Here is a 24,022-nt window from a genome sequence, read left to right as displayed (position 1 = left end):
GGCTCCCGGGCGCGGTCTCGACCAGACTCATCGCATGTTCAGATCTGACATCTGGGTCGCCGCCTTCGTGCGGCGCCACAACGACATCGGCCATATGTGCGTGGTTTCCCGCCGCGGCGATCCGCTTGCCGGGCAGATTTTCATCGAGGTCGATCACCTCAATGGGACGGTATCGCTCTACGCACCCGCGCCGGCCGCAGCAGAGCGCGAGAACCAAGAGGAGCGAATCTTCCAGCGGCGGTTCGACCACGTCGAACAGGCCAAAGTCACCGACCGTCTGGCCCGCGAGGTCGATTTCGACCCCGACTTCTGGGTGATTTCGCTCGAACTGCGACAGGGCGACCTGGGCCTCTTGGTAGTGCCCTAGGCTTAGCTGGCCTTGGCGCCGATGCGGGCAAGCGCTTCTATGGCCTGATCGACGATGGGGTTGCGTTCGCGCGTCTGCGGCACCGGGATACGGCGGCGATCGGCCTCGAACGGCTTGTACTCGGGCTTGGTCATGTCGAGCAGGTTCACTTCGCCACGCCACGCGCTCATCAGGTAGGCCGTGGCATCGACGCTAACCGTCTCAAACATTTCTGAAAAGGTCGCGAGTGCCTTGGAACGGTCCTCGTCATGCGAGGTGGCGTGGATCAGCACCTTGAGCCCGTCCTGCACGGTGCAGCCAAAGGCACGCAGCACGACGAATAGCGCCGCACCGCTGTTGTCGTGGGCGATCTGGCCGCAGCGGACTTCATCGAGGCCCGTGATCTGGTGGAGGAGGCGGGTAATTTCGGGGCGCCGGTTCTCGGAAAAGAGCTTCATCAGAGCGCGGGTAAGCTCGCCCGTGGCGACGGACAACTGCTCGAGCGTACGCTTGATCGGCGCCTCGGGGGTAGCGCGGCGCGCGAAGCCGGCGATGACCTTTAGCCGGTCGGTCTCGTTGAGATCGAAGAAGGCCGGGGCGAGGAGCGCAGCATCGAAATCGTCGCGTGCGGCGAGCGACCATGCGACCTGATGATCCATCTGCGCGGAGCGGGCGAGGGCGCTGAGATAGGGGCCACGGGGAACGATCGAGGTATTGGTGGCGAGCGCGCGATAGACCTTGCGGCTGTTCATCTGGAACAGACGCCCGAGCACAGCGTTCGAAATGTCGCTGCGACGGGCGAGCGCTGCGCCGAGGGTGACGTCATTGGCCGAGATCACCTTGAGCATGGTGCCTTCGGAGAGCTTGGGCGCCGTGACGAGGAATTCGGCGAGATCATCGCCGAGGTGGCGGACGACGAGTTCTTCGAGTTCGGGAGAGAGGTTATCCGAGCGGCCGAGCGTTGCGGCGGCTTTGGCGCGGGCGGCAGGGCCAGCGGCGGGAAACAGGCGCTGGGACAAGACGGCGAACTGTTCCATCTCCGTCTGGGTCGGCTTGCTGCGGCGCGCATAGGCGTCGCAGGCGGCGCAGAGCAGGGTGTTGGTGCGATCGACCCCACCGGTCTCGATCAGCAGCTGAAACGTCTCGTAAGGTTGAAAGCCGATCATTTGTGTCCCGAAAAGGCACGGGGGATTCGAGCCGGTGCCTGACAAGGCGACTATTTCAGCCCAATCGTTAGCGAACTGTTAACCTTGACGAAGTCTTAATGATTTTTGCCGGGCCTGCGTCGCGCCTGGCATGTCGCGGCAATGGCGCCGCGATCTAACCCCCGCCGCCCGGAGGCAAGGTTGGGAAAACTTGTGCAATTTTCAAAGGGCGCCCGCCCCACCAGGCCGCGGCCCGAAGGTGACGCCACAGCCGAGGTCGTGCTGTTCACTGGCGTGCGCTACGAACGTGCCGGCAACACTCGGCCGGACAAACCCGCAGGCGCAGCCTCAGGCGGCAAGCGCCGCCGTGGCTAGACTTGCAGGCCTTGTTCGTGGCCTCACGCTGAGTATTCTTCTCGCGAGCCCGGTTACGGCGCAGCAACTGGGTGATTTCGGCCGCGTGCAGCACGGGTTCATCAATGACGACCTGATGCCCACCATCGACTATCTGGGCAAGGTGCTGACCAACCAGCCGCACTCGACATTCAATCTCACCGACGAAGAGGTCGAGATGCATGATCGCGTCTGGCGCTTCCTCGTCGCGCCGCACGCCAAGGACTGGGCCTTCCAGTATGGCTGGGAAATCAACAAAGCGCGGACCGGAACACCAGCTTCGCGGCACCTCGATAGTTACTATCGCTGGTTGCAGGGAACGAAGTTCGCCTCATCGCGGGCCCGCTATAATGCTGTTTCCGAGCACATCGCGTGGGATTTGGGGACGCTGCCCAAGGTGTTCCACATCATCTGCGTTGTGCTCGATATCGACCGCCAGCGCGGCGTGGCGGCGGATGGTATCGACGATATCGAACCGGCAATGGTCAAGGAACAGCGCGGCCGGGCGGCGGAGAACGAGGCCTATGTTGCGCACTTCGTCACGGCGCTCGCCTATCGCTACGACTCCTATGACTACGCGCTGAGCCGCCTGCTCGTCGAAACACCGCACAATGAGGCCATCAAGGTCGACGCAGCACTCAACCTGATGGCGCCGTGGATCGATCGGGCGGAGAGCCGGGACTTCTGCGCCGACGGCTGGCAGCCGGACTTGCGCGCCGAAGGGGCGATCCACGCCCGCGTGCAGATGAGCCCGCCCAGCGAGGGCGAATTCCGCAAATAGCTGTCAGGTCGGGATATTGCCGCACTTGAGGGCGGCGAGGGCCTTCTCGTAGCGCGGGCGCATGACCGATTGGGGTGGGGCGAGGCGGATCACGACCATGACGTCATCGTCATTGGCTTCAACGATCAGCAACCCATCGGCAACATCCAGCTTTTGTTCGGCAAGGAGCCGCGTCTGCGCGGGATCGAATAGGCCAAGATCAAGGCTGGTGCCGAGCCCGTCGCGATTGGTGGTGGAATAGACCACAGTGCCGCTGCGGTTGTAGACCGCAACTGACCAGAACGACTGGGGCAGGGTGCCGGCGACGGTGCCTGGGCCCTTGCGCAGATCGAGCTGGCAGACGGCATAGGCGAGCTCGGGATCGAGCCGCAGCGGGTTTGGCTCACCGGGCTTGATGGCAGGAAGGACAACTGGACCCGGTACGGCCCCAAGCGCGGTTACCTTGTCCCAAGCAACGGTTGAGGTAAGGGACGGCAGGCCCAGGATGACGGCGATGTGGATCACGCCGCCCAGCACCAGCCCGGCACAGCCCCATAACAACCAGCGGATCATGCGCAGCCCTCGCGGATGATCGAGGGCATGGTGACGGCATCGCTGCCGTTGCCGCTGAGCGTGGTGGTGTCGTAGAGCGTGAGGACCAGCGCGAACGGACCATCACCCGTGATTTCGAGCCAGTTCCGCGGACTGAGGTGCCGGCCGACATAGAGCTCGATGGAACCATCATCGGCGCGGGCGAGGCGGTCGCTTTCAAAGTTCGGTGGCGCGTCGGGACGGGTGATGATGGCGCCGGTCTGCGGCTCGACGGCCGCGAGGGTCCAGAACCGGGCGACCGGGGTGGTGCCATCGATGCGGTAATTGCAGCTTCGGTCGAGCTGGTGGTTGTCGCTATCGGCATTGGCGATGAACTGCATACCCTCACTGGCGCCGAGCTGCAGCCCGCCGTTCCGGGCGATGTAGGCGCGGGTATAGGGGTCGGGGGCGGGGCTGCCGACATCGCGCCAGGCGGTCCATGGACCGATGTCGATGGTGCCAAAGAAGGTGCCGCCGTTGAGCGTGTACCAGCTCAGCCCGAAGCCGAAGCAGAGGGCGATGCCGATCATCAGGCCAAAATTGAGCAGGAAACGCAACGGCTAGAGACTTTGCGCTGCCGGCGCCGCCGGCTCGGGGTCGAGAGCGGCCTCGGCCTTGGGGTCGGAGCTGGATTCAAGCGCCTGCTTCAGGCGATCGGCGACCTCGAGTAGTTTCTGAGCCGCCTCAGGCTTGAGGCTCGGCGGACGCTCGGTGGGGGTGGCGAGCGGGGTGGCCCCTTCGGCGTTGGCGATCACGAACGGCGCGGGCTGGAAGTCGACGCCGTCGACGGGTTTGATCTCGATATTGGTGTGGGCATAGGCCATGAACTTCTGCCACACCACGGTTGGCAGCGTGCCGCCGGTGACTTTGTTGGTCGGCTGGTAGTCGTCATTGCCAAGCCAGACGGCGGCGACGTAGTTGCCGGTGAAGCCGCAGAACCAGGCATCGCGATAGGAACTCGTTGTGCCGGTCTTGCCCACGGTGGGGACACCCTCGATCTGGGCGCGGCGGCCGGTGCCGTTTTCGACCACGGCCCGCATCATGCGGTTCATGAACTGCACGGTGTGCTCGCTGAGGATGCGCTCGCGCACCGGGTTGGGATCGGCCTCGTAGATCAGGTCGCCCGAGGTGGTGGAAATGCGCGTGATGCCGAAGGCGGTGGTCTTCAGCCCGTGGTCGGCGAACACCGAGTAGGACGAGACCATGTCGATGACGCTGACCGATGCGGCGCCCAGCGCGAGGGAGCGGGTGACTTCGAAATCGTTGGTGATGCCCATCCGGTGGGCCATATCGGCGATCGGCTGGCGGCCCATCTTGATCGAGAGGTTGACCGGCACGGTGTTGATCGACTGCGCGAAGGCCGAGATCAGGCTGATTCGGCCCACCGCATTGCCCGAGTAGTTGCGCGGGCACCAGTCGCCGATGCACTGGGTAGCCCCGCTGATCACCGTTTCGGGTGTGTAGTCAGGAATGTTCTCGAAGGCCGTGGCGTAAACGAACGGCTTCCATGACGAGCCGGGCTGCCGGTTGGGGACGATAGCGCGGTTGAACTGGGACTTGCCGTAGTCGATGCCGCCGACCATGGCGCGGATGGCGCCGTTGGGCTCGGTGACCACCATGGCGGCCTGGGAGACATTGAACTGCTCGCCCTGCTCGCGCACCACCGAGGTCACCGCGTCTTCGGCATAGGACTGCAGCACCGGATCGATTGTGGTGCGCACGACGAAGCTGTTGGAGGTGGTGTTGGACGCCTCGACCTGCTTTTTGACCTCTTCGAAGGCGTAGTCGAGGAAGTAGTTGGGCGAGTTCGCCTCAGCCGAGCGATCGACCGGCACGGCGGGGTTGCGGCGCGCCGCGGTCACCTGACCCTCAGTGAGGAAGCCGGCATCGACGAGGTTGGAGAGAACGAGGTTGGCGCGGCCACGGGCGGCGGCGAGATCGACGTGCGGCGCGTATTTGGTCGGCGCCTTGAACAGGCCCGCCAGCATTGCCGCCTCGGCGAGGTTTACGTCCGTGATCTTCTTGCCGAAGTAGAATTCGGCGGCAGCTGCAGCACCGAAATTGCCGCCGCCCATATAGGCGCGGTCGAAATAGAGCTTGAGGATTTCGTCCTTCGAATAGTGCCACTCAAGCCAGACGGCGAGGAACGCTTCCTTGATCTTGCGCTCGAGGGTGCGCTCAGACGACAGAAAGAGGTTCTTAGCCAACTGCTGGGTGATGGACGAGCCGCCCTGGGTCGAGTTCTCGCCCTGGGCGTTCGAGAGCAGGGCGCGGGCGGTGCCGACGAAATCGATGCCCCAGTGATCGTAAAACCGACGGTCTTCCGTAGCGAGCGCCGCTTTGACGAAATAATCGGGGAGCTTGTCGAGCGGATAGGAATCGTCCGAGCGGATGCCGCGCCGGCCCACCTCGTTGCCGTAGCGATCAAGGAAGGTGACCGAAATATCCTCGGCCTTGTTGAAATGGCCAGACGCGGTGGCGTCAAAGGCGGGGAGCGCAAGGCCCGTCACGAGGACGAGGCCGATCGCACCAAAGCTCATGGCGTCCGAGATGATCTCGACAAACAGGCGTTTGATGCCCGAAATGCGAAACCGCGAGAAGAAATCTTCAACCCGGGTATAGCCACGGCCCGCAGATTGCCAGAAATCATAAAGGGCAGAATCCAGCCACGCGTCCGCTGCCAGCATGCGGGTTTTCTTGCGGCGCTTTTCTTTGTGGTAGAACGGATCCTGCACCGATTACTCCGCGGCAGAGCCTTGAACTTGAATCTCCCCAATTCGGGGCGCATTGGCAAGGCAGTCGCTCGAATATGATCACCGCTGGTTTTGCGCAAGCGCCTTGCGGCAACAGGATAAAACTCAATGGCCTTCTGGGACGAAAAAACGCTGGAACAGATGTCTCAGACCGAGTGGGAAGCGCTGTGCGATGGCTGCGGCCGCTGCTGCCTGATGAAGCTGGAAGATGAGGATTCGGGCGACATCTATGTTTCCGATGTGCACTGCAAACTGCTCGATGGCGAAACGTGCAAGTGCTCGGACTATCCTAACCGGCAGGCCAAGGTGCCCGACTGCATCAAGCTGACGCCGGAAAACGTCAAGACCATTTCCTGGATCCCCTCGACCTGCGCCTACCGCCGGATTTCGGAGGGCAAGGGGCTGGCGTGGTGGCATCCGCTGGTTTCTGGCGATCCGGAAACGGTTGTGTCGGTGGGCGTCTCGGTGCGGGGCCGGACCGTATCCGAGCTGTCGATCAAGCCGGGTGAGTGGGAAGAGCATGTCGCCGACTGGCCCAACTGGGCGCCGCCGGATGTGATTTAGGCTTTTGGGGGCAGGCGCTCCAGCCAGCATTTTGTGCATTCCGACGAACTTGCGGGGCTAATTCCGATCACGTCCGCGTGATCACGGCGGGGGTCTGCCTAGCGCACCTTCTGAATAAGGCATGCTGAATGAACGCTTAACGGTGGCAAAGCAATTGCTTGGCGCCGCCCCGGCGCTGCCCGCCGCATTGCGACCGCATGGGGAACACACCGATGAACCGGCGGTGAACAGCGGGTTTATCCAAGATTCAGCCGCAGTCGATGCATAACGGGGTCACACCAACACAACCGCCCCTTTTGAGGAGACGCATCTCATGCACGTCACCCGACGACTCGCCATTGCCGCGCTGTCCCTGTTCATGGCCGCTGCGCCTGCTCTTGCTGCTGATCCGACGGGCTACTGGCAGACCACCGGAGGCGAGAGCCGCTACAAGGTGAGCTATTGCGGCGACGGCAAGCAACTGTGCGCCAAGCTGACCTGGCTGCGGCAGGACGCGCAGACCGCCGAGAACCTGGCTTACCTCAACCGCTACGTGGTCAAGGGTGCCGAACCGGCTGACGGCGACACCTGGGAGGGCCAGGTGAACTATGGTGGCGAGACGTTTGCCGGCAGTCTCGAGATGACCGGCAGTAATTCGCTGAAGCTTTCAGGCTGCAAGGGCGTGTTCTGCAAGACGATGGTCTTCAACCGCCTGCAAGAGGTTGCGAAACTATAGGCAGCCCACAAGAACTGCCGAACTGAGATCCCGCGTCCTCCGCCAGGATGCGGGATTTTTTATTGTGGAGCAGGCGAACGGCGGAAGTATTGCAGAAAAAGCGCCGTACGTACGGAGAGATAGCCTGTCCGATCACGGATTTTTAACCACCTTTAGAAAACACTCAGCCTTGGACGCAGGCCCTTGCACCGCTTTCGACGGGCAAGAGAATCAGGTTTCACTCTGACCAGGGCAGTCCCATGTCTGAAAATTCAAGCAACGACCTCAAGGCGCTGGAAGAGCGCCTGAGCTTTATCGGCATCGACGCGCAGGCGCGCGCGGACCTGGCTGTGGTCCAGAAGTCCATCGAGGCGAACCTCGGGCCCGCACTGGGGCTGTTCTACAAAAAGCTGATGACCGTTCCGGCGGTGTCCAGCTTTTTTGCCGAGGGCAAGCCGCAGGTTGACCGCGCGCAGGGCCGGCAGACGGGGCACTGGCACAACATCGCGGCCGGCAAGTTCGACGCCGAGTATCTCGAATCGAGCAAGAAGGTTGGCCTGCGCCATGCGCGCATCGGGCTGGAGCCGCGCTGGTATATCGGGGGCTATGGGCTGATCGTTGAAACGCTGATGAAGGGCGTTGTCGCCGACGTGCTCAGCAAGTGGGTCGATGAGCAACCTAAGGGGCTGTTTGCGAAAAAGCCCGAAGTTGCCGCCGTGTCGGACCAGCTGAGCCGATCGCTCAGCGCCATGGTCAAGGCGGTGATGGTCGATATCGACCTCGCGGTGACCGTGTATTTCGACAAGCTGACGGAAGACGCCGCCGAAAAGGATCGTATCGCCAAAGGCAAGGTTGAGCATGCGGTGACGACGACCGGCGAGATGCTGAACGCACTGGCCGAAGGCGACCTGACGGTTCGGATCACCGACGCGTTCGAGCCCGAGTTCCAGAAGATCAAGGATGACAGCAACGCTGTCGCCGACAAGTTCGAGACCATTGTCACTCAACTGCGGGAAACCTCCAACGCACTGAGGACCGCCACTGGCGAAATCCTCTCGGGCGCCAATGACCTCGCCGATCGCACCACCAAACAGGCGGCGACGATCGAGGAGACCAGCGCGGCAATGGAGCAGTTGCTGAACACCGTGACCGAGAACGCCCAGCGGGCCGAACAGGCGAGTGCCCGCGCCAAGGCTGCGTCGCAGCTGGCGGCAGAGGGCGGCGCGGTGATGCATGACGCCAATGGCGCCATGGAGCGGATCACCCAGTCGTCGGGCAAGATCTCCAACATCATCGGCATGATCGACGACATTGCGTTCCAGACCAACCTCCTGGCGCTCAACGCTTCGGTTGAAGCGGCGCGCGCCGGAGAGGCGGGCAAGGGCTTTGCCGTGGTCGCGGTGGAAGTGCGCCGGCTGGCGCAGAATGCTGCCCAGGCCTCCGCGGATGTGAAGGCGCTGATCGAGCAATCCGGTACGGAAGTCAAAGGCGGAACACAGCTGGTTGCCGACGCCACCGCCAAGCTCAAGCGTATCGTCGAGGCCGTGCAGGAAAATGGCGGGCTGATGGAGCAGATCGCCGCGGCCAGCGGGTCGCAGACCTCTGCTATTGGCGAAATCACCGTAGCGGTGCGCCAGATGGACGAAATGACCCAGCACAACGCAGCCCTGGTGGAAGAGACCAATGCGGCGATCGAACAGACCGAGGGGCAGGCCGTGGCGCTTGATCAGATCGTCGAGGTTTTCACCATCTCGGCGACGAGCAGCCAGACTCAAAGGCGCAGAAAGGCTGCATAAGCCTTTGTAAAATAACCAGAACACGGAAGTTATCCCCGCGTCACGGGGAGGGGCTATAGTTCTGGCACGGTCGAAGAAGTGGGGCTGGCGGCCTGAGGCGCGCCGGCCCCACGTTTTTTCAAAGACATTTGAGGTTGGGGCTCGGGCTGCAGTAGCGGCGCCGGGCCGGAGGCGTTTGTGGGGTGGGGATGTCGGACGTGCTGTGGGCTGAGGTGCGCGCGGCCTATGAGGCCGGTGACGAGAGCAAGAACGCGATCTGCGCCCGCTACGGGGTGACGCTGGCCGACCTCAACACTCGGGCGCGCCGCAACAAATGGGAAAGCGAGCTCAGAAAGCCCGTGCTGGAACGCGACCTGGTGATCGAGAAGCTGTTCTACGCCTTCGAGCGCCTGCTGATTCACATTGGAGAAAAGACCTTGAGCGAGGACGGCGAGAAGGAAGCCGCGGTGCTGCACCGGCTGACCCTGACCATGGACAAGCTGATGACCATCGATGGGCGCCATACGGGCAAGCAACCCACGGCGCGCCAATCGCGCGAAATGATCGAACTGCGTGCCCGCATCAGCAAGCGCCTCGATGAACTTCAAGTCCGTTAAGACGCTGCTCGCCCTCGTAGAGGATCGCGAGTTGGAGTCATTGCGGTTCGACTGGAGGACCTGGCACCGCGACAAGCAGATGCCGCCGCCGGGGGACTGGACGACTTGGCTGTTGGCTGGCGGGCGCGGATCGGGCAAGACCATGGCGGGTGCACAATGGGTGCGCGCGCTAGCGGCACAAGGCGAGGGACCGATTGCACTGGTGGGGGAAACCATCACCGAGGCGCTGGCCGTCATGGTGCGGGGGCCGAGTGGCATCCTGACCATTTCGCCACCCAACGAGAGGCCGGTGCTGAAGGGCAACATGCTGTTCTGGCGCAGCGGTGCCGAGGCCATGGTGCTAGGCGCGTCCGATCCGGAGCGTTTTCGTGGACCGCAGTTTTCGGCGGCGTGGTGTGATGAACTCGGCTGCGCGGCGGTCGACAAGGGTGCGAACCAGCCCAATGTGTTTGCCGACCCCAAGAGCGCCGAGGGCGGGAAGCCCTGGTTCTCGTCCGGGGCGCCGGATGCGTTGATGCAGCGGCAGGTGCTGCGGGCGCATCTGCGGCATTGGGGGAGCGATGCGAACCCGGTGTCGGAGATTTATGGCGGCCCGATGGTGGACACCGGCCGGATCTCGCTCTGGACCTGGGATGCGCGGCCCTATCCGGCGTTTCCGGCGCTGACGGACACCTGGTCGGATGCGGCCAATCACGCGACGGGGCATTGGCTGACCGGGCGGTTGGGTGGGCTTGCGAGTGACGAACTGATCGCGGCGGTGGCGGCGGATTTCGACGTCGAGGTCGCGGCGGCCGATGCGGCGCTGCCGTTTGTGCATGGGCTGGCGGTCGAGGCGGTTGGTTCGGCGCGCGATGCGCTGGCGCCGCTGCTCGGGGCGACGGGGCTCGGAGTGCGGGACGGAGTCGAGGGGCTGGAGTTTGCGGCCGCTTCGGCGCGGGGGGCTGTGGCGATTGCGGCGGACGATCTGGTTGTGACCGATGCCGCTCAGCGTTCGCGACGGCGGCCCGATCCGTCGGAGGCGGTGGGGCGGCTGGCGCTCGGCTATGTCGACCGGCTGAATGATTATCTGAGCGCCAGCGTCACTGCGATGCGGCCCGAGGGCGGGGCGGTGGCGGGGGAGAACACCGCGCTGGTGCTGGATGCTACGGGGGCGCGGTCTGCGGCCGAGCATCAGCTAATCGCGGCAAGTGCGCGGCGCGACACGCTGGAGCTGACGTTGCCGCCCTCGCTTGCGGCGCTGGAAGTGGGCGATGTGATCGATATCGCGGGCGAGGCCGATGGGCCGTTTGAGATCGCCGAAATCCGCGATGGGATGGCGCGGAAGATTTCGGCGTGGGCGCTGCCGCCGGCAATCCGTGCCGTGGTGCTGGGCGATGGGCCGAAACGGGCAACAGCAGCGGTGGTGCCGGGAGCGGTGCCGCTGGTGGTGGTGGCGCATTTGCCGCCTGATCCTGCCACGCCCGGCCAGTCACGGCTGGTGGCGGCCGCCTGGGCCTCGCCGTGGCCGGGGAATGTCGATCTGCAACTGACATCGACCGGCGCGCGGCTGGCGCGGCTCAGCAAGGCGGCCACGCTGGGCGAACTGGTGACGCCGCTGACGCCGGCGCCGATCCATCGCTGGGATCACCGGAGCCTGACCATTCAGCTCTATAGCGGGCACATCGCCTCGATCGACGAGAGCGCCGCGCTGGCGGGTGGCAATCGGATCGCGGTGGAGACCGACGCGGGCGAATGGGAGGTGCTGGGCTTTGCCGGCGCCGAACTGGTGGCGCCCGGAACTTATCGGCTGAGTGGGCTACTGCGCGGCCTCGGCGGCAGCGATGTCGCGATGGGGGCGAGCGCCGTGGGCAACCGCGTGGTGCTGCTCGATGACCGCGTCAGCGTGCTGCCGGTGGAAGCGGGTTGGCTGGGCGACACGCTCGGGCTGCGGGTTTTTGCCGGGCGCTGCGATGCCGAGGGGAGTGCGGTCGATGTGCCGCTGGACCTCGGCCCGGTGCTGCCGTTGCCGCCGGTGCATTTGCGGGCGCGGCGGGGCAGCGGCGGCGACGTGGCGCTGAGCTGGGTGCGGCGCAGTCGTGCCGACAGCGGCACCTGGTCAGCTGCCGATGTGCCGCTCGAGGTTTCGCCCGAGGCTTATCGGGTGACCATCCTCGATGGCGCGGCGCCTGTGCGGGCGTTCGACGTGACCGCGCCTGCCGCAACCTACACCGTCGCCGAGCAGACCGCCGACTTCGGCGCGCTGCCGGCGGCGTTCGATTTCACCATCGCGCAACTGAGCGCGGTGTTCGGGCCGGGCGCGGTCGGGGAGGGAGGTTTCGATGCCTAAGATGCTCCTCGACCGGCTCGGCGAAACCCTCCGCCGCCAGCAGCTGAACCTGCTGGCGGCGTTTCTTTCTCACAACCTACGGAGATTTCTGATGAACCTTGGTATTCTCGACGGCTTCAAGACCTATATCGTGGCAGTGGCCATGGTGGTGGCAGCGCTCAGCCAACTGGTCGGCGTCGACCTCCCGAACTTTGACGGCCACTCGGCCGGGCAGTTGCTGATGGAAGGGCTCGCGATCCTGTTCCTGCGGAAGGGGATCAAGGGGTAGGGCACATTTGGTGGGGCTGGACCGTTCATCCCCCATTCAGTGATCCTCCCGCATAAAGCGAGGATGGAACAGATGATCATCAGACTCGTCGCGGCTGCAGGCATTGCCTTGGCGCTGACGTCGGCCCTTGCGGGGCCGGCGGTGGCGGAGGAGTGTTTGAGCAAGCGCGAGATCCAGAGCCAGATTGATGCCGGGCAGTTGCGTCCGCTCGCTGAGGCGATGGCGGCTGCGGGGGTTGATGGCAAGATCATCAGCGCCGGGGCCGAAGTGTGCAAGATCGATGGCCAGTGGCAATGGCGCGTAAACGTCATGGATTCCAATGGCGAAAGCAAACCGGTGACCTTGCCCGCCGAGTGACACTCACTTTAGACTAGCGTTTGGCTCGGACGGGCGCCGAGGGATTTGGTGCGGCCAAGCGTCAACAGGGGACTTGTCGATGCGTATTCTGGTCGTGGAAGACGATGCCAATCTCAACCGGCAGTTGAAGGAAGCGCTGACTGAAGGCGGCTATGTCGTCGATGTGGCGTTCGACGGCGAGGAGGGGCACTTCCTCGGCGACACCGAACCCTATGACGCCGTGGTGCTCGATATCGGCCTGCCGCAGATGGACGGACTTTCGGTGTTGGAAGAATGGCGCCGTGCCGGCAAGAAAATGCCGGTGCTGCTGCTCACTGCCCGCGACCGCTGGAGCGACAAGGTGCAGGGGATCGACGCCGGTGCCGACGACTACGTGGCCAAGCCGTTCCATATGGAAGAAGTGCTGGCCCGCGTCCGAGCATTGGTGCGCCGCGCTGCGGGGCAGGCCTCCAACGAGATCAGCGCCGGCTCGGTGCGGCTCGATGTGAAGGCGGGCAAGGTCACCGTTGATGGCCATTCGGTGAAGCTGACCAGCCACGAATTGCGGCTCTTGAGCTATTTGATGCACCACAAGGGCAAGGTGATCTCGCGCACCGAACTGACCGAGCACCTCTACGACCAGGATTTCGACCGCGACAGCAACACCATCGAGGTGTTCGTTGGACGGTTGCGCAAGAAGCTGCCCGAGGATTGTATCCAGACCGTGCGTGGGCTCGGCTACCAGATCGCCGAGGACTGAGGTGGGGGCGCCGCGCGGCTATAAGGGCGCGCTTTGGTCGCTCCTCGCTTTGCTCGGATCGCGCATCGCGTGGCTCGCGTGCCTTTCGGCCAAAGGCCTCAAGGCCTTCTTCGCTCAAATCGGTCCACTGGACCGATTTGTCCCTTTGGGCCGCTCAGAAGCCCCTCATCCGGCGCTTCGCGCCACCTTCTCCCTCAAGGGGAGAAGGGAAGAGGTTGACAGACCCAGCGTGCCTGCCACATGCTGACGCTCGTTCGAAAGCTTGTTGAGCGGTTTCAGCGGGGGTCGATTGCGACGTCGCTGTTTCTGCTGTCGGCCGTGTGGCTGGTTGTGGCACTGGTGGCGACGGCTTTCCTCTTGAGCGAGCTCTATTCGCGGGCGCTTGATACGAGCCTCACCGAGACGCTCGAGTTTCATATCGAGACCCTGACCGACCTGACGCTGTTGAGCGATACGCCCAAGAGTGAGGACATCAAGGTCGCGGATCCGCGCTTCGATCGGACCGGCTCGGGCTGGTACTGGGCGATCCGCAACGATGCTGGCGAACTGCTGAACTTTTCCACCTCCTATGTCGGCATGGTGCTGGCGCCGCTGCCCGGGGCGTTCGACGCCACGAATACGAAGACGGCGATCATCTCCGACCCGTTCGGTATCAAGATCCGCGTGATCGAGCGGGAGGTGACAGTCAACGATGTGCCGCTCCACATCATGGTAACCGGCAGCCTCGATGAGATTTTGGAGCTGGTCGACCAGTTCCGCGGCCAGACGCTGATCGTCCTTGGTGCGGTGGCGATGGCGCTGGCGGTGATGTCGGCGATTGTGGCGCGCCTTGCGCTGAGACCCTTGCAGCGGCTGCGCAAGGAGGTTGAGCAGGTGCGTGAGGGCGAGGCCCAGGCGTTGACCGGTGCCTACCCCAAGGAACTGGCGCCGCTCTCGGTGGAAATCAATGAACTGCTGCGCTCGAATACGCAGGTGATCGAGCGGGCGCGCAACCAGGTGGGCAACCTCGCCCATGGCTTGAAGACGCCGCTGGCGGTGCTGCGCAACGAGGCGGGCGCTGATCGGAAGAATCCGCTGGCTTCCGTGGTGAATTCCGAAACCGACAAGATGACCCAACTGGTGACCACCTATCTTGACCGGGCGCGGATTGCGGCGCGGTCGGCGGTGGTGGGGAAGAAAGCGGACGCCACCCACGTCATGCTGCGGCTGACCCGCGTGATGCAGAAGCTCCACCCCAATGTGACCATTGCCATGGTGCGCCCGGATGCGTCGCTCCCCTGGTTCCGGGGCGACGAAAGCGATCTTGAGGAGATGGCGGGAAACCTGCTCGACAATGCCTGTAAATGGACCAAGACCTCTATCGGGGTGACGCTGCTGGCCGAACGCGATGCTGCCGGCGCCAAGCTGTTGATCAAGATCGAGGATGATGGGCCCGGGCTCACCGAAGACGAGGCCCAAAAGGTGTTGCGTCGCGGTGTCAGGCTCGACGAGAAGACCCCCGGCAGCGGGCTAGGACTGGATATCGTCAAGGAACTGGTTGACGTCTATGGCGGCTCGCTGCAATTGAAGCGCTCTGTCCTTGGCGGACTGCTCTGCGAATTGCGGCTTCCGGCTGCAAAGGTGGGCGGACTCCGCACTTTCGCCTCAATGCGTAAAGAATAAGGCCGTCGGCCACCCTAGAGAACCTCATGCAGCAGCTCCTTCGCGTTTCGCCTTTTATTGTTCTGGTTGCGCTTGCCGGTTGCAGCACCGGCGGGAGCGACGTCAACCTTGGGCCGACGCTGAACCAGCCCAACGCGGCGCTGGCTCAGCCCGCGCTGACCCCGACGACGAGCACGCCCACGGTGCAGGTGGCGACGGCGGCGACCGCGCTCAGCGACGTGACGGCGTTCATCGACCCCACCGCAATCGTCAAGCTGAGCCCCAAGGACAAGGCCGAAGCTTCGAGCGCGCAGTTCAACGCGCTGACCTTTGGCCGCCCCGGTGCCCCGCGTGCGTGGGCGGGCGACAGCGGCGCCACCGGCAATGTGCTGGTTGGCCCGTACGTGCGCGTCAACAACATCGATTGCCGTGATTTCACCCATACGGTGACCATTGGCGGCATGCCCTACGCGAAAAAGGGCACGGCTTGCCGCGAAGCTGACGGAACCTGGACGGTCAGCTAAGGCTCACGTTTCGACCGCGCTAACGAGTTTGTTTACCATCCGGATGTAGTTTGGGGCACGTTTGACCCGAACACTCGTTTGGTTACATGCCTGATTCTATCGAGCAGCATTCAGCAGCAGGTGGCGCACGCGGCGCGCACGCAACCTCTCGTCCGTTCGGCGGGCTGATCGATGCTGTGATCGTGCCCAGCCCGACCAGCTTCGATTTTGATGGTGCTGTTGCGGCCAAGCACGCCGAGGCGGCGTGGGTGTGGATGCATCGGGACCTGGCGCCGGACCTGCTGGGCGATCTGCCGGACGATGAAGAGGCGGCGCGCGCCCTCATCGATGGACATGTCCCGGTTCTGCTGCAGCGCGCCAAGGCGGCCATTGCCGATGCGGCGAACAAGCCGGAATCGCTGCGCCGGATCAAGGTGCAGTTTGGCGGCGAGCCGGCGTGGTTACGTCTGCCCGTGGTGCTGCAGGCGCTGAAGTGCCGAGCCATCCTGGAGAAGGCGCAGGTGTTTGGCCGCGCCGCAAACTCCATGACCGATGAGGCGGCTCTTGGCCTCGCGCTGCAATCGATGCCGCTCACCGACGCTGCTGTGACGGCACTGCTGATGCATGTGGCCGTTGGGCAGGTGAGCAATCCATCAAGGCTGACGACCGCGGTGCTGCGCATCGCTGGTTCGGCCTCTGAGGGCCCGGTGCACCGGGCGGGCTTTTCGCCGCTCATCGACGCGATGCTGTCGCATGCCCAGGCACAGTTGCCAGCGCTCGACCAGATCGGCGCCTTTGCCGATATCGATCTGGTCTGCCGTTCGGTGGACCGGTTCCATCGACTGGTACGGGCGGTGAGCGGCTATCTCGAACTCGGCCGCTTCAGCCGCTGGGCGATGATCATTGCCGGGCTCACCAAGACCATGTCTGAGCTGATCGAGCCCAAGCTGGCGAACGTCGCGCCGGACGTCAATCGCGCGCTGCGGCGCCGGGGGGACGGGCTGCCGGACCGCATCGACAGTGACCAGCTGCTGCAGGCGCTGAACGGCTGCTACATCCTCGCGACGGTGCGCGATTGCCGCGACTCGCTGGCGCTCAATGCGCTGTTTGAAAAGACCTGGACGCAGGTGGGCCAGACGATCGAGCTGCACATGCAGCGCAACCTCGATGCCTTCCGCGCCAACCCCGCCGACCATATTGCGGCAGAGCGGCTCGATGCGACCATCAAGATGGCCGAGCTGCGCTTCAACACGGAATATGCCGATGTGATCCGCAAGGCCCGCGACAGCGCCGAACGCCGGGCAGGCTAAAGCTTCAGCCGCTCTTGCAGTTTCACCGCCACGGCGCGATTGCTGTCGCGGACGTAGAGCGGTGCCTCAGGCTGTGGGGTTTTACTCAGCAGGGCGAACCCGCCAGCGGCGTAGATCACCCCGATGGCCTTGAGCGGATCGGTGGCATCGGAACTCTCGAACACCATGCAGCCCGGCTCGAACGCGCGTGCTGGCTCGGCAGCGAGGATGCAGCTGACGGGCTTGGGCCCGAACCGGCCTGTGAGGTACAGCGGCGGCCGGGGTGGGGTTTCGGCGGGAGCAGCGCTGGGCACCTGCCAGCCGATATCGGCAACATCGCCGCCGGTGATGCAGCGTTCCACTGCCACGGTCCCCGTGTCGCGCGCGAGGACCAGGCCCGTGGCGGTTGCCCCGGCGACGTCTCCGAGGCTGAGGGCGACGGGGCGGACAGCGAGATGTGCTACCCCATGCCGGCTGGCGGCAGTGGAACGGCGGGTGATCAGCGTCCAGCCGCCATCGAGATAAGCTGCTCCCTGGGTCGATGGCCGATAGGGCGCAACCGGGGTGGGCGCATCGGGGCTTTCGAACAGCACATCAATGACCGGATCGAGGATCGGCGCGCTGGACTTGTCCGCATCGACTGTGGTCCGGCCACTGGCGAGGCAGGCAGTCGTGGAGCGGTAGCCGGCGGCAGATCCGGCAAGCGCGATACTGGCAAGCGTTCCACGCGGGGCAAGCCAGTGGTTGTCGGCATCCCACGCGGCGCTGCCGCCTGCAGAGAGCCAGAGCGCGATATCGGGCTGCCAGGAGCCGGCGGCGATCAGCTGATCGGTTTCAATCGGGGTGGCGTCCTGGGTGATCTCGTCAATTGCTACCGCAAAGCTGACGCGCAGGCCGGGCAGGTTGCGCTTCAGCGTAAGGGCCTCGGCGACGACCAGCCCTGAAGCCAGCGTCAGTCCTGTCGCCTTGCAGAAATCAACGTAGCGGGTGGCGGGGTTGAGGCGGGTATCGGCGATGCGCTGCACTGCGATGCCGGCATCCTGCGCATAGAGCGCCAGCCGGTAGGTGGCGCTGTGCGGGGTGGCAAAGAGTGCGCGCTGGCCGGCCCAAACACCAAATCGTTCGGCGCGCTGGAAGGCGGCGAGGGCGCCGACCACACCGGGTGAACGGTTGCCCGGAAAGATCGGCAGCCGCTCGCGTGCACCGGTGGCGAGGATGATGCGGTCTGCGGTGATGGCGACCACGCGACCCACGGGGACGCCGTTTTCGACGCTGACCTGATGGGCCAGCACTCGGTTCGCCTCGACGCGAAAGGCCTCGGTACTGAGCAACTGGGTCAGGCGGGGATGAGACGCCAATTGTGCGTTGAGCCGAGTGAGGAGGGTATTCGGGTTTTCCTCATTGTCGACAGTGCCGAAAAAGCGGATGGCGCCGCCAACGCATTGGCTTCGCTCGATGAGGATGACGCGCTTGCCCAGCTCCAGAGCGGCCGCGACGGCGCTGAGACCGGCGATGCCGGCGCCGACGACCACAATGTCCGCGGTGAGCTGGAGTTCAGGCGGGGCGCTGAGCCAGGCGGGCGACGGGCTGCCGCCGCTGCCGAAGCGATGGTTGAGGGTGCGCCCGGGACCAACGACGAGGTTGCGGACGAGGCCGCCAAGCCCGTTGGACGCAAGAACGTCGCGGCGCTCGCCACGGGTCACATAGTCGACGCCGTCGAGGGCAGGCGTGCGCTCCATCGGCAGTTCGCGCCGGTCGCGGGCCGGGCCGCCGGCGAGGACGATCTGCGGGGCAAAGGACTCCGACAGGGCCAGCGGTATATCGCCTTGCCGGCCGGCGATCTGGATGCCCGAGGCGAGTGAGGCCGAGAGCACGGTATCGCCGGAAAATCCGGTGACGACGCGCCCGTTGAGGCGGAAGCGGAGGGGCTTGCTCCGGTCCAGTTCGGCGCCGCCAAATCCGTGTGCGGCGTCGGCGGCGAGGCGGTAGGGGCTCATGGGGTGGCCGCCTGATACTCGGCCGCATCAAGCCGCTGGTTGCCCCGAAGGCTGCCGCGTGCCGCGAACCACAGGGCTTCATCGGTGCTCGACTTGTCGACTACAAAGCGCGCGATGGCCGGAGCGAGAAAGGCCCCAGTGGCACCGAAGCCGGCCAGAACCATCGCCTTGCCGCCCTTGGCAGTGGTGACCAGTGGCGCCCCGTCGCTGGTGGTGACGCTGGTGAAAACCGTCTCGCCCGCCCGTCGCACGGGACCGCCGCGTGCGATAGAGGCCCCGAGACGGGCATGGACAGTTGATTGATCGCCGCTGACCACCGCGCTGACGCCGAAGCGGCCCTCTTGCTGGACGACCACGCCGCGATCAAGAAATGCCGTTACGGGGGCAGGCAGGGGCTTCCTGGGCTCGAGGAGGGTTGCGGCGGTTGGCACGAGGACCAGACTGCGATCCCGGGTCTCCTCTGTGAGGTGATCGATGATGGCGACATCGTCGGCGAGGATGACGGTTTTAGCGTCGACCACGAAACTGCCCGCTGCCAATCGCGCCGAGCCATCGCGGCGGACGGTGACCACAGTATCCGCACGCGACAGTCGTCGCACGTCGTGCCGTTCATACCAGCCCTCGAGGGCGGGGAGCAGCCGGGTTTGCGCAATCCGCATGACGCCGCGGATCTTCATCATCGTCGCATTTGGCAGGTCGCGATCGGCCTGCAGGTCAATGGTCAGACCAAGCGCCCGCCCCAGATGCCGAAAATGCAGCAGCGCGGCAGCGCTAGCTGGGGTTTCGGCGATGAACAGGGGATCGATTCGATCGACCAGCCCCTTGCCCAGTTCATTGAGAAGCTTGCTCGTCTCGGCGGTGACGCTGCGGAGGAGGATCAGGGTCTCCGGACGCGTGAGCACGGAGGCGGAGAGATCAAGCCCGCGTTGCAGTTGAAACGGGGAAGGAGCATCACTTACCAAGGCGACGCGGCGGCCATGCTGGGCTGCCAGGAGCCCTGCCAGCAGCGCCGCCAGCGGGGTAGAGCCGAGCACCGCGAAATCATAATCGCCATCGGCCATAATGGGTCAGCATCCCGCCGGAGTGGACAAGGCTGCGGCAATGCGCCATCCACACATCGACGTGTCGGGATGCATTTTTGGCGCAAATGCAATTATAGATCGGGCGCGCCGTTCACTGGTCCTTTGAGGCAGATCCCGTTCCATGCTGTTTTGGTCTCTCGCCCTCGTCGTCACAGCAATCGCCTGCGCTGCATTGTATTATGCGGGTGCAGGGGCAAGGGTCAACGCAGCGCAAGCCGCTGTCGACAGTCCTGAGATCGAACATATCAAACTACAGCTCAAGGAAATCGACTCGGATGCGGCGTTGGGACGGCTGGCGCCGGCTGAGGCTGTTGCAGCCAAAGGCGAAGTGGCGCGCGAATTGCTGCGGCTGAAGCAGAACAACTCAACAGCATCGGATAGTCGTCCGCGGCGTTTGCTGACCGGCGGCGCGGTGGCGCTGACCGCTCTGCTTGCGTTCGGCATCTACGGCGCGCTCGGCCGGCCGGAATTGCCAGCGGAACCGCTGTCACAGCGTGCCGACATTCCACCCGCTGAAATGACGCTGGACGATGCGGTGACCAAGATCGAGGCGCAGCTCGCCAAGACTCCCGAAGATGTGCGCGGCTGGACGGTGATCGCGCCCGCCTACATGCAGTTGGGACGCTTCGCTGATGCTGCGATCGCCCTGCGCAAAGTGATTGCGCTGAGCGGGGCGACGGCCGATCGCGAGACGGATCTCGGCGAGGCGCTGATGATGGCGGCCAAGGGCGATGCCACTGGCGAGCCGATGGACCTGTTCAAGAGTGCCGCGGCGCGGGACCCCCTGCATGTGCGCTCGCGCTACTACATTGCAGGCGAGCTGACACGCACCGGTGACTTCCCGGCTGCCAAGGCGGCCTGGACGGCGCTGCTGGCCATGTCCAAGGGCGGTGAGAGCTGGGTGGCATCCGCCGAGGCAGGGCTGGCTGCAGCGGAGGGCGGCAATAACGGCACCAACTCCACCGCCATCGCGGGCATGGTCGACGGCCTGTCCCAACGGTTGAAGGAGCAGGGCGGCACGATCGACGAATGGACCCGGCTGGTGCGGTCGCGGCTTGTTCTCGGTCAAAAAGACGCGGCGCAGGAAGCCTATGATGCGGCCCGCGCCGCCTTCCCGGACGCCAAGGTGCGCACCGAGCTGGATGTTCTGGCGGCAGATAATGGACTGGTAGCAACCAATTGACCCGCAAGCAGAAACGCTTTGCCATCATTGCCGGTATCGGCGCTGTTCTGGTGCTGGCCGCGACGCTGATCTTCATCGCGTTACGCGACCAGATCGTGTTCTTCTATTCGCCGTCGGAAGTGAAGGAACGCGCCGTGGCCGCGGGCACGCCGATCCGGCTGGGCGGGCTGGTCAAGGATGGCAGTTGGACATGTAAAGGCGACGAATGGGACTTCGTGGTGACGGATGGCGCAACCGAAATGGCAGCGCACTATGTCGGCCTGCTCCCCGACCTGTTCCGCGAGGGGCAGGGGGTGGTGATCGAGGGTGCGGTAACGCCCCAAGGGACATTTGCTGCGACCAATGTGCTGGCCAAGCACGATGAGAACTACATGCCGCGCGAAGTCGTCGATGAGCTGAAAAAGCGCGGCGAGTGGCAGAAGCCGGAAGCGACAAGCATAAGCAAGCCGAAGCCGACATGCTGAACAGCCAGGTGAAATGACGTGAGTATTGAACTGGGCCACTTCGCTTTTGTCCTCGCCTTCGCCATCGCGGCAGTGGCGGCGGTGCTTGGCCTCATATTCTGGCGGCGCGAACGGCTGGCGAGCTACTTGCAGCAGGCATCGATCCTGCAGTTCCTGCTGATTGCCGCGGCTTTCGCGTCGCTGATCCAGGCGTTCGTCACCTCGGACTTCTCGTTGAAGCTCGCCTATGAGCACGCCAACTCGGCGCAGCCGCTGCTGTTCAAGATTACTGCGGTCTGGGGCAACCACGAAGGCTCGATGGTGCTGTGGGTGCTGATCCTCGTGATCATGGGCGCCGCCGTCGCGGCCTTTGGCAAGGCGCTGCCCAAGGATCTGCTGGCACTGGTGCTGGCCATGCAGAGCCTCTTGGCTGCAGCTTTCATCGGTTTTACCGAGTTCACCTCGAACCCGTTCATCCGGCTTTCACCGGCCCCGTTCGAGGGGCAGGACCTCAATCCGGTGCTGCAGGACATCGGTCTCGCGGTGCATCCGCCGCTGCTTTACACCGGCTATGTCGGGTTCTCGATCTGCTTCAGCTTTGCCATTGCAGCGCTGATTTCGGGCCGCATCGATGCGGCGTGGGCCCGCTGGGTGCGGCCATGGGCGCTGGTCAGCTGGTGCTTCCTGACGCTCGGCATCGCGATGGGCTCGTACTGGGCCTATTACGAGCTCGGCTGGGGCGGCTGGTGGTTCTGGGACCCGGTGGAAAACGCCAGCTTCATGCCCTGGCTCGCCGGCACTGCGCTGCTCCACTCCGCGCTGGTGATGGAAAAGCGCAATGCGCTGAAGATCTGGACGATTTTTCTGTCCATCATCACCTTCTCGCTCAGCCTCCTCGGCACGTTCATGGTGCGCTCTGGCGTTCTGACGTCGGTGCATGCCTTTGCTTCCGATCCGACGCGTGGGCTGGTGATCCTCGCTTTGCTGGCGGCGTTCATCGGCGGAGCGTTCTCGCTGTTCGCCTTCCGCGCCTCCTCGCTGAGGGCGGGTGGTCTGTTCGCGCCAATCAGCCGCGAAGGCGCGCTGATCCTCAACAACCTCTTTCTCGCCAGTGCGGCGGCGGCAGTGCTGGTGGGCACGCTCTATCCGCTGCTGCTCGAGGCGCTGACGGGTGACACGATTTCGGTGGGCGCGCCGTTCTTCAACCTGACCTTCGGCGCCATCATGGTGCCGCTGCTGATCGTGCTTCCATTCGGGCCGTTCCTTGCCTGGAAGCGGGGCGACCTGATTGGCGTGACACAGCGGCTCGCAGGCATTGCCGCACTGGCGCTGTTCCTCGCCATCCTGTTCTTTGCGCTGATGGGAGCCTCGATTTCGCTGGCGCCGCTGGGCCTGCTGCTCGGCTTTTGGGTGGCGTTCGGCGCGCTGGCCGAACTGATCGACCGGGCGAAGTTCTTCCGCACCGATATGATCACCTCCTTCCGCCGCCTGTTCGGATTGCCCCGCACGGCGTGGTCGACTGCGCTGGCGCATATGGGCGTCGGCATTTCGGTGATCGGCATCGTTTCTGCCAGCGCCTGGCAGGTTGAACTCGTCACCACGATGACGCCGGGTCAGGTGGTCGAGATCCACGGCCAGTCCGTGACGTTCAAGGGGCTGACCAAGGAGCAGGGGCCGAACTACGCTGCCGATGCAGGCACCTTCATCATCCAGTCCAGTGACGGCGAGCAGCGCACCACGGTAGCCGAAAGGCGCGTCTACACTGAGAGCGGCATGCCGACGACCGAAGCGGCGATCGAGACTTACGGCTTCTCACAGCTCTATCTGCAGTTGGGCGAGCCCGGCGCCGATGGCAAATCGGTGGTGCGGCTCTGGTATAAGCCGTTCATCACGCTGGTCTGGTTGGGTGCGGTGCTGATGGCACTGGCTGGGTTCCTGTCGCTGAGCTACCGGCGGGCACGCATCGGGGCGCCGCGGCCGGCGCCGCAACGGGTGGCGGCCGAATGAGGGCGCTACTTGCGATCTTTGCGGTGCTGCTGCTGAGCCTGCCGGCGCTAGCTGTGCGGCCCGACGAGATGCTGAGTGACCCGGGGCTTGAGTCGCGGGCGAAGACCATCTCGGAGGGGCTGCGCTGCCTCGTCTGCCAGAACCAGTCGATCGAGGACTCTGATGCCGATCTCGCCCATGACCTCCGGGTCATCGTGCGCGAGCGGCTGACGGCGGGCGACACCAACCAGCAGGCGATTGACTACATCGTCGCACGCTACGGCGAATATGTACTGCTGAACCCAGTGCTGGCGCCGCATACGCTGCTGCTCTGGATCGCGGCGCCCGGCGTGTTGCTGATTGGCGGCGTTGTGGTGCTGATCGCCGCGCGGCGGAAGCGGCGGATCGCGACCGACGTGCCGCTGAGTGCGGAAGAGGCGGCGGCATTGCAGGAACTGGAAGAGCGGTAGGCTCTACCTCAACCGTTTCCACCCGGCCCCCTCGGCGAAGCGCTGCTCTGATTACATCTCAGCAACATTCCGCAACATTACCGAATATTAACGCCAGCGA

24 protein-coding genes are annotated in these 24,022 nt (G+C 64.4%); 18 read left to right on the top strand and 6 right to left on the bottom strand.

Going from position 1 to position 24,022, the window contains the following annotated elements:
• Positions 1 to 34: 34 nt before the first annotated feature.
• On the top strand, positions 35 to 367 hold the full coding sequence (locus tag ACO06J_RS10165) for a DUF1491 family protein (protein ID WP_421760595.1): 333 nt from the start codon (positions 35 to 37) through the stop codon (positions 365 to 367).
• A 2-nt stretch (positions 368 to 369) separates the two neighbouring features.
• On the opposite strand, the gene ACO06J_RS10160 is transcribed toward ACO06J_RS10165, so the two are convergent.
• On the bottom strand, positions 370 to 1,512 hold the full coding sequence (locus ACO06J_RS10160; RefSeq protein ID WP_421760594.1) for a DUF2336 domain-containing protein: 1,143 nt from the start codon (positions 1,510 to 1,512) through the stop codon (positions 370 to 372).
• A 192-nt stretch (positions 1,513 to 1,704) separates the two neighbouring features.
• Between ACO06J_RS10160 and ACO06J_RS10155 the strand changes: the two genes are divergently transcribed.
• Positions 1,705 to 1,866 carry a hypothetical protein gene (locus ACO06J_RS10155; protein WP_421760593.1) on the top strand — a complete coding sequence of 54 codons (162 nt, stop codon included), beginning with the start codon at positions 1,705 to 1,707 and terminating at the stop codon, positions 1,864 to 1,866.
• Positions 1,859 to 2,665, top strand: coding sequence for a hypothetical protein (locus ACO06J_RS10150; RefSeq protein ID WP_421760592.1), 807 nt, complete (start codon positions 1,859 to 1,861; stop codon positions 2,663 to 2,665). Before ACO06J_RS10155 ends, ACO06J_RS10150 begins: the two co-directional genes overlap by 8 nt.
• 3 nt (positions 2,666 to 2,668) lie before the next feature.
• Here the strand turns inward: ACO06J_RS10150 and ACO06J_RS10145 are convergent, their stop codons facing one another.
• From ACO06J_RS10145 to ACO06J_RS10135, 3 genes are read right to left on the bottom strand one after another with little or no spacing between them, the layout of a single operon-like run.
• The gene (locus ACO06J_RS10145) at positions 2,669 to 3,217 is read right to left on the bottom strand and encodes a DUF1254 domain-containing protein (protein ID WP_421760591.1); all 549 of its coding nucleotides are present in this window, start codon (positions 3,215 to 3,217) and stop codon (positions 2,669 to 2,671) included.
• Positions 3,214 to 3,792, bottom strand: a complete 579-nt coding sequence (locus tag ACO06J_RS10140) for a DUF1214 domain-containing protein (RefSeq protein ID WP_421760590.1) — start codon at positions 3,790 to 3,792, stop codon at positions 3,214 to 3,216. The genes ACO06J_RS10145 and ACO06J_RS10140 overlap by 4 nt, the downstream gene beginning before the upstream one ends.
• Before the next feature lie 3 nt (positions 3,793 to 3,795).
• Positions 3,796 to 5,970, bottom strand: coding sequence for a transglycosylase domain-containing protein (locus ACO06J_RS10135; RefSeq protein ID WP_421760589.1), 2,175 nt, complete (start codon positions 5,968 to 5,970; stop codon positions 3,796 to 3,798).
• Positions 5,971 to 6,096: 126 nt separating this feature from the next.
• On the opposite strand from ACO06J_RS10135, the gene ACO06J_RS10130 reads away from it, so the two are divergent.
• The 11 genes from ACO06J_RS10130 (at position 6,097) to ACO06J_RS10080 (ending at position 16,782) form a co-directional block, all read left to right on the top strand.
• A complete protein-coding gene (locus ACO06J_RS10130) occupies positions 6,097 to 6,552 on the top strand; it encodes a YcgN family cysteine cluster protein (protein ID WP_421760588.1) in 456 nt (151 codons plus the stop codon).
• Between the two features lie 313 nt (positions 6,553 to 6,865).
• The gene (locus tag ACO06J_RS10125) at positions 6,866 to 7,267 is read left to right on the top strand and encodes a DUF2147 domain-containing protein (protein WP_421760587.1); all 402 of its coding nucleotides are present in this window, start codon (positions 6,866 to 6,868) and stop codon (positions 7,265 to 7,267) included.
• A 239-nt stretch (positions 7,268 to 7,506) separates the two neighbouring features.
• On the top strand, positions 7,507 to 9,042 hold the full coding sequence (locus tag ACO06J_RS10120) for a methyl-accepting chemotaxis protein (RefSeq protein WP_421760586.1): 1,536 nt from the start codon (positions 7,507 to 7,509) through the stop codon (positions 9,040 to 9,042).
• Positions 9,043 to 9,230: 188 nt separating this feature from the next.
• Entirely contained in the window at positions 9,231 to 9,638 is a 408-nt protein-coding gene (locus ACO06J_RS10115) for a hypothetical protein (protein ID WP_421760585.1), read from the top strand.
• Positions 9,595 to 11,964, top strand: a complete 2,370-nt coding sequence (locus ACO06J_RS10110) for a baseplate megatron protein TIM-barrel domain-containing protein (protein WP_421760584.1) — start codon at positions 9,595 to 9,597, stop codon at positions 11,962 to 11,964. The genes ACO06J_RS10115 and ACO06J_RS10110 overlap by 44 nt, the downstream gene beginning before the upstream one ends.
• Positions 11,957 to 12,232 (top strand): hypothetical protein, encoded by a 276-nt coding sequence (locus ACO06J_RS10105; protein WP_421760583.1) that lies wholly within the window; start codon positions 11,957 to 11,959, stop codon positions 12,230 to 12,232. Before ACO06J_RS10110 ends, ACO06J_RS10105 begins: the two co-directional genes overlap by 8 nt.
• 72 nt (positions 12,233 to 12,304) lie before the next feature.
• Complete coding sequence (locus ACO06J_RS10100; protein WP_421760582.1) at positions 12,305 to 12,589, top strand: hypothetical protein; 285 nt, start codon at positions 12,305 to 12,307, stop codon at positions 12,587 to 12,589.
• Positions 12,590 to 12,668: 79 nt separating this feature from the next.
• On the top strand, positions 12,669 to 13,328 hold the full coding sequence (locus ACO06J_RS10095) for a response regulator transcription factor (protein WP_421760581.1): 660 nt from the start codon (positions 12,669 to 12,671) through the stop codon (positions 13,326 to 13,328).
• 240 nt (positions 13,329 to 13,568) lie between these two features.
• A complete protein-coding gene (locus ACO06J_RS10090) occupies positions 13,569 to 14,990 on the top strand; it encodes a sensor histidine kinase (RefSeq protein WP_421760580.1) in 1,422 nt (473 codons plus the stop codon).
• A gap of 26 nt (positions 14,991 to 15,016) precedes the next feature.
• Positions 15,017 to 15,493: a hypothetical protein gene (locus ACO06J_RS10085; RefSeq protein WP_421760579.1), complete on the top strand. Its 477-nt coding sequence runs from the start codon at positions 15,017 to 15,019 to the stop codon at positions 15,491 to 15,493.
• A gap of 86 nt (positions 15,494 to 15,579) precedes the next feature.
• A complete protein-coding gene (locus ACO06J_RS10080) occupies positions 15,580 to 16,782 on the top strand; it encodes a hypothetical protein (RefSeq protein ID WP_421760578.1) in 1,203 nt (400 codons plus the stop codon).
• Here the strand turns inward: ACO06J_RS10080 and ACO06J_RS10075 are convergent.
• Positions 16,779 to 18,758, bottom strand: a complete 1,980-nt coding sequence (locus tag ACO06J_RS10075; RefSeq protein ID WP_421760577.1) for an FAD-dependent oxidoreductase — start codon at positions 18,756 to 18,758, stop codon at positions 16,779 to 16,781. The genes ACO06J_RS10080 and ACO06J_RS10075 overlap by 4 nt on opposite strands.
• Complete coding sequence (locus tag ACO06J_RS10070) at positions 18,755 to 19,819, bottom strand: hypothetical protein (RefSeq protein WP_421760576.1); 1,065 nt, start codon at positions 19,817 to 19,819, stop codon at positions 18,755 to 18,757. Before ACO06J_RS10070 ends, ACO06J_RS10075 begins: the two co-directional genes overlap by 4 nt.
• Positions 19,820 to 19,961: 142 nt before the next feature.
• On the opposite strand from ACO06J_RS10070, the gene ccmI reads away from it, so the two are divergent.
• The 4 genes from ccmI to ACO06J_RS10050 are packed head-to-tail and all read left to right on the top strand — an operon-like array spanning position 19,962 to position 23,922.
• Positions 19,962 to 21,023 carry a c-type cytochrome biogenesis protein CcmI gene (gene ccmI, locus ACO06J_RS10065; RefSeq protein WP_421760575.1) on the top strand — a complete coding sequence of 354 codons (1,062 nt, stop codon included), beginning with the start codon at positions 19,962 to 19,964 and terminating at the stop codon, positions 21,021 to 21,023.
• Entirely contained in the window at positions 21,020 to 21,487 is a 468-nt protein-coding gene (ccmE, locus tag ACO06J_RS10060; protein WP_421760574.1) for a cytochrome c maturation protein CcmE, read from the top strand. The genes ccmI and ccmE overlap by 4 nt, the downstream gene beginning before the upstream one ends.
• Before the next feature lie 18 nt (positions 21,488 to 21,505).
• The gene (locus ACO06J_RS10055; protein ID WP_421760572.1) at positions 21,506 to 23,473 is read left to right on the top strand and encodes a heme lyase CcmF/NrfE family subunit; all 1,968 of its coding nucleotides are present in this window, start codon (positions 21,506 to 21,508) and stop codon (positions 23,471 to 23,473) included.
• Entirely contained in the window at positions 23,470 to 23,922 is a 453-nt protein-coding gene (locus tag ACO06J_RS10050; RefSeq protein WP_421760571.1) for a cytochrome c-type biogenesis protein, read from the top strand. The genes ACO06J_RS10055 and ACO06J_RS10050 overlap by 4 nt, the downstream gene beginning before the upstream one ends.
• Positions 23,923 to 24,022 lie beyond the last annotated feature (100 nt).

It is taken from the genome of Devosia sp. (assembly GCF_965229025.1).
GTDB lineage: Bacteria > Pseudomonadota > Alphaproteobacteria > Rhizobiales > Devosiaceae > Devosia_A.
This window is presented reverse-complemented; position numbering and strand designations above follow the sequence as displayed.

Coding starts and splice junctions, on each gene's coding strand:
- ACO06J_RS10165 (WP_421760595.1), top strand. CDS start 35: ATGTTCAGATCTGACATCTGGGTCGCCGCCTTCGTGCGGCGCCACAAC.
- ACO06J_RS10160 (WP_421760594.1), bottom strand. CDS start 1,512: ATGATCGGCTTTCAACCTTACGAGACGTTTCAGCTGCTGATCGAGACC.
- ACO06J_RS10145 (WP_421760591.1), bottom strand. CDS start 3,217: ATGATCCGCTGGTTGTTATGGGGCTGTGCCGGGCTGGTGCTGGGCGGC.
- ACO06J_RS10130 (WP_421760588.1), top strand. CDS start 6,097: ATGGCCTTCTGGGACGAAAAAACGCTGGAACAGATGTCTCAGACCGAG.
- ACO06J_RS10125 (WP_421760587.1), top strand. CDS start 6,866: ATGCACGTCACCCGACGACTCGCCATTGCCGCGCTGTCCCTGTTCATG.
- ACO06J_RS10120 (WP_421760586.1), top strand. CDS start 7,507: ATGTCTGAAAATTCAAGCAACGACCTCAAGGCGCTGGAAGAGCGCCTG.
- ACO06J_RS10115 (WP_421760585.1), top strand. CDS start 9,231: ATGTCGGACGTGCTGTGGGCTGAGGTGCGCGCGGCCTATGAGGCCGGT.
- ACO06J_RS10105 (WP_421760583.1), top strand. CDS start 11,957: ATGCCTAAGATGCTCCTCGACCGGCTCGGCGAAACCCTCCGCCGCCAG.
- ACO06J_RS10100 (WP_421760582.1), top strand. CDS start 12,305: ATGATCATCAGACTCGTCGCGGCTGCAGGCATTGCCTTGGCGCTGACG.
- ACO06J_RS10095 (WP_421760581.1), top strand. CDS start 12,669: ATGCGTATTCTGGTCGTGGAAGACGATGCCAATCTCAACCGGCAGTTG.
- ACO06J_RS10090 (WP_421760580.1), top strand. CDS start 13,569: ATGCTGACGCTCGTTCGAAAGCTTGTTGAGCGGTTTCAGCGGGGGTCG.
- ACO06J_RS10085 (WP_421760579.1), top strand. CDS start 15,017: ATGCAGCAGCTCCTTCGCGTTTCGCCTTTTATTGTTCTGGTTGCGCTT.
- ACO06J_RS10080 (WP_421760578.1), top strand. CDS start 15,580: ATGCCTGATTCTATCGAGCAGCATTCAGCAGCAGGTGGCGCACGCGGC.
- ACO06J_RS10075 (WP_421760577.1), bottom strand. CDS start 18,758: ATGAGCCCCTACCGCCTCGCCGCCGACGCCGCACACGGATTTGGCGGC.
- ACO06J_RS10070 (WP_421760576.1), bottom strand. CDS start 19,819: ATGGCCGATGGCGATTATGATTTCGCGGTGCTCGGCTCTACCCCGCTG.
- ccmI (WP_421760575.1), top strand. CDS start 19,962: ATGCTGTTTTGGTCTCTCGCCCTCGTCGTCACAGCAATCGCCTGCGCT.
- ACO06J_RS10050 (WP_421760571.1), top strand. CDS start 23,470: ATGAGGGCGCTACTTGCGATCTTTGCGGTGCTGCTGCTGAGCCTGCCG.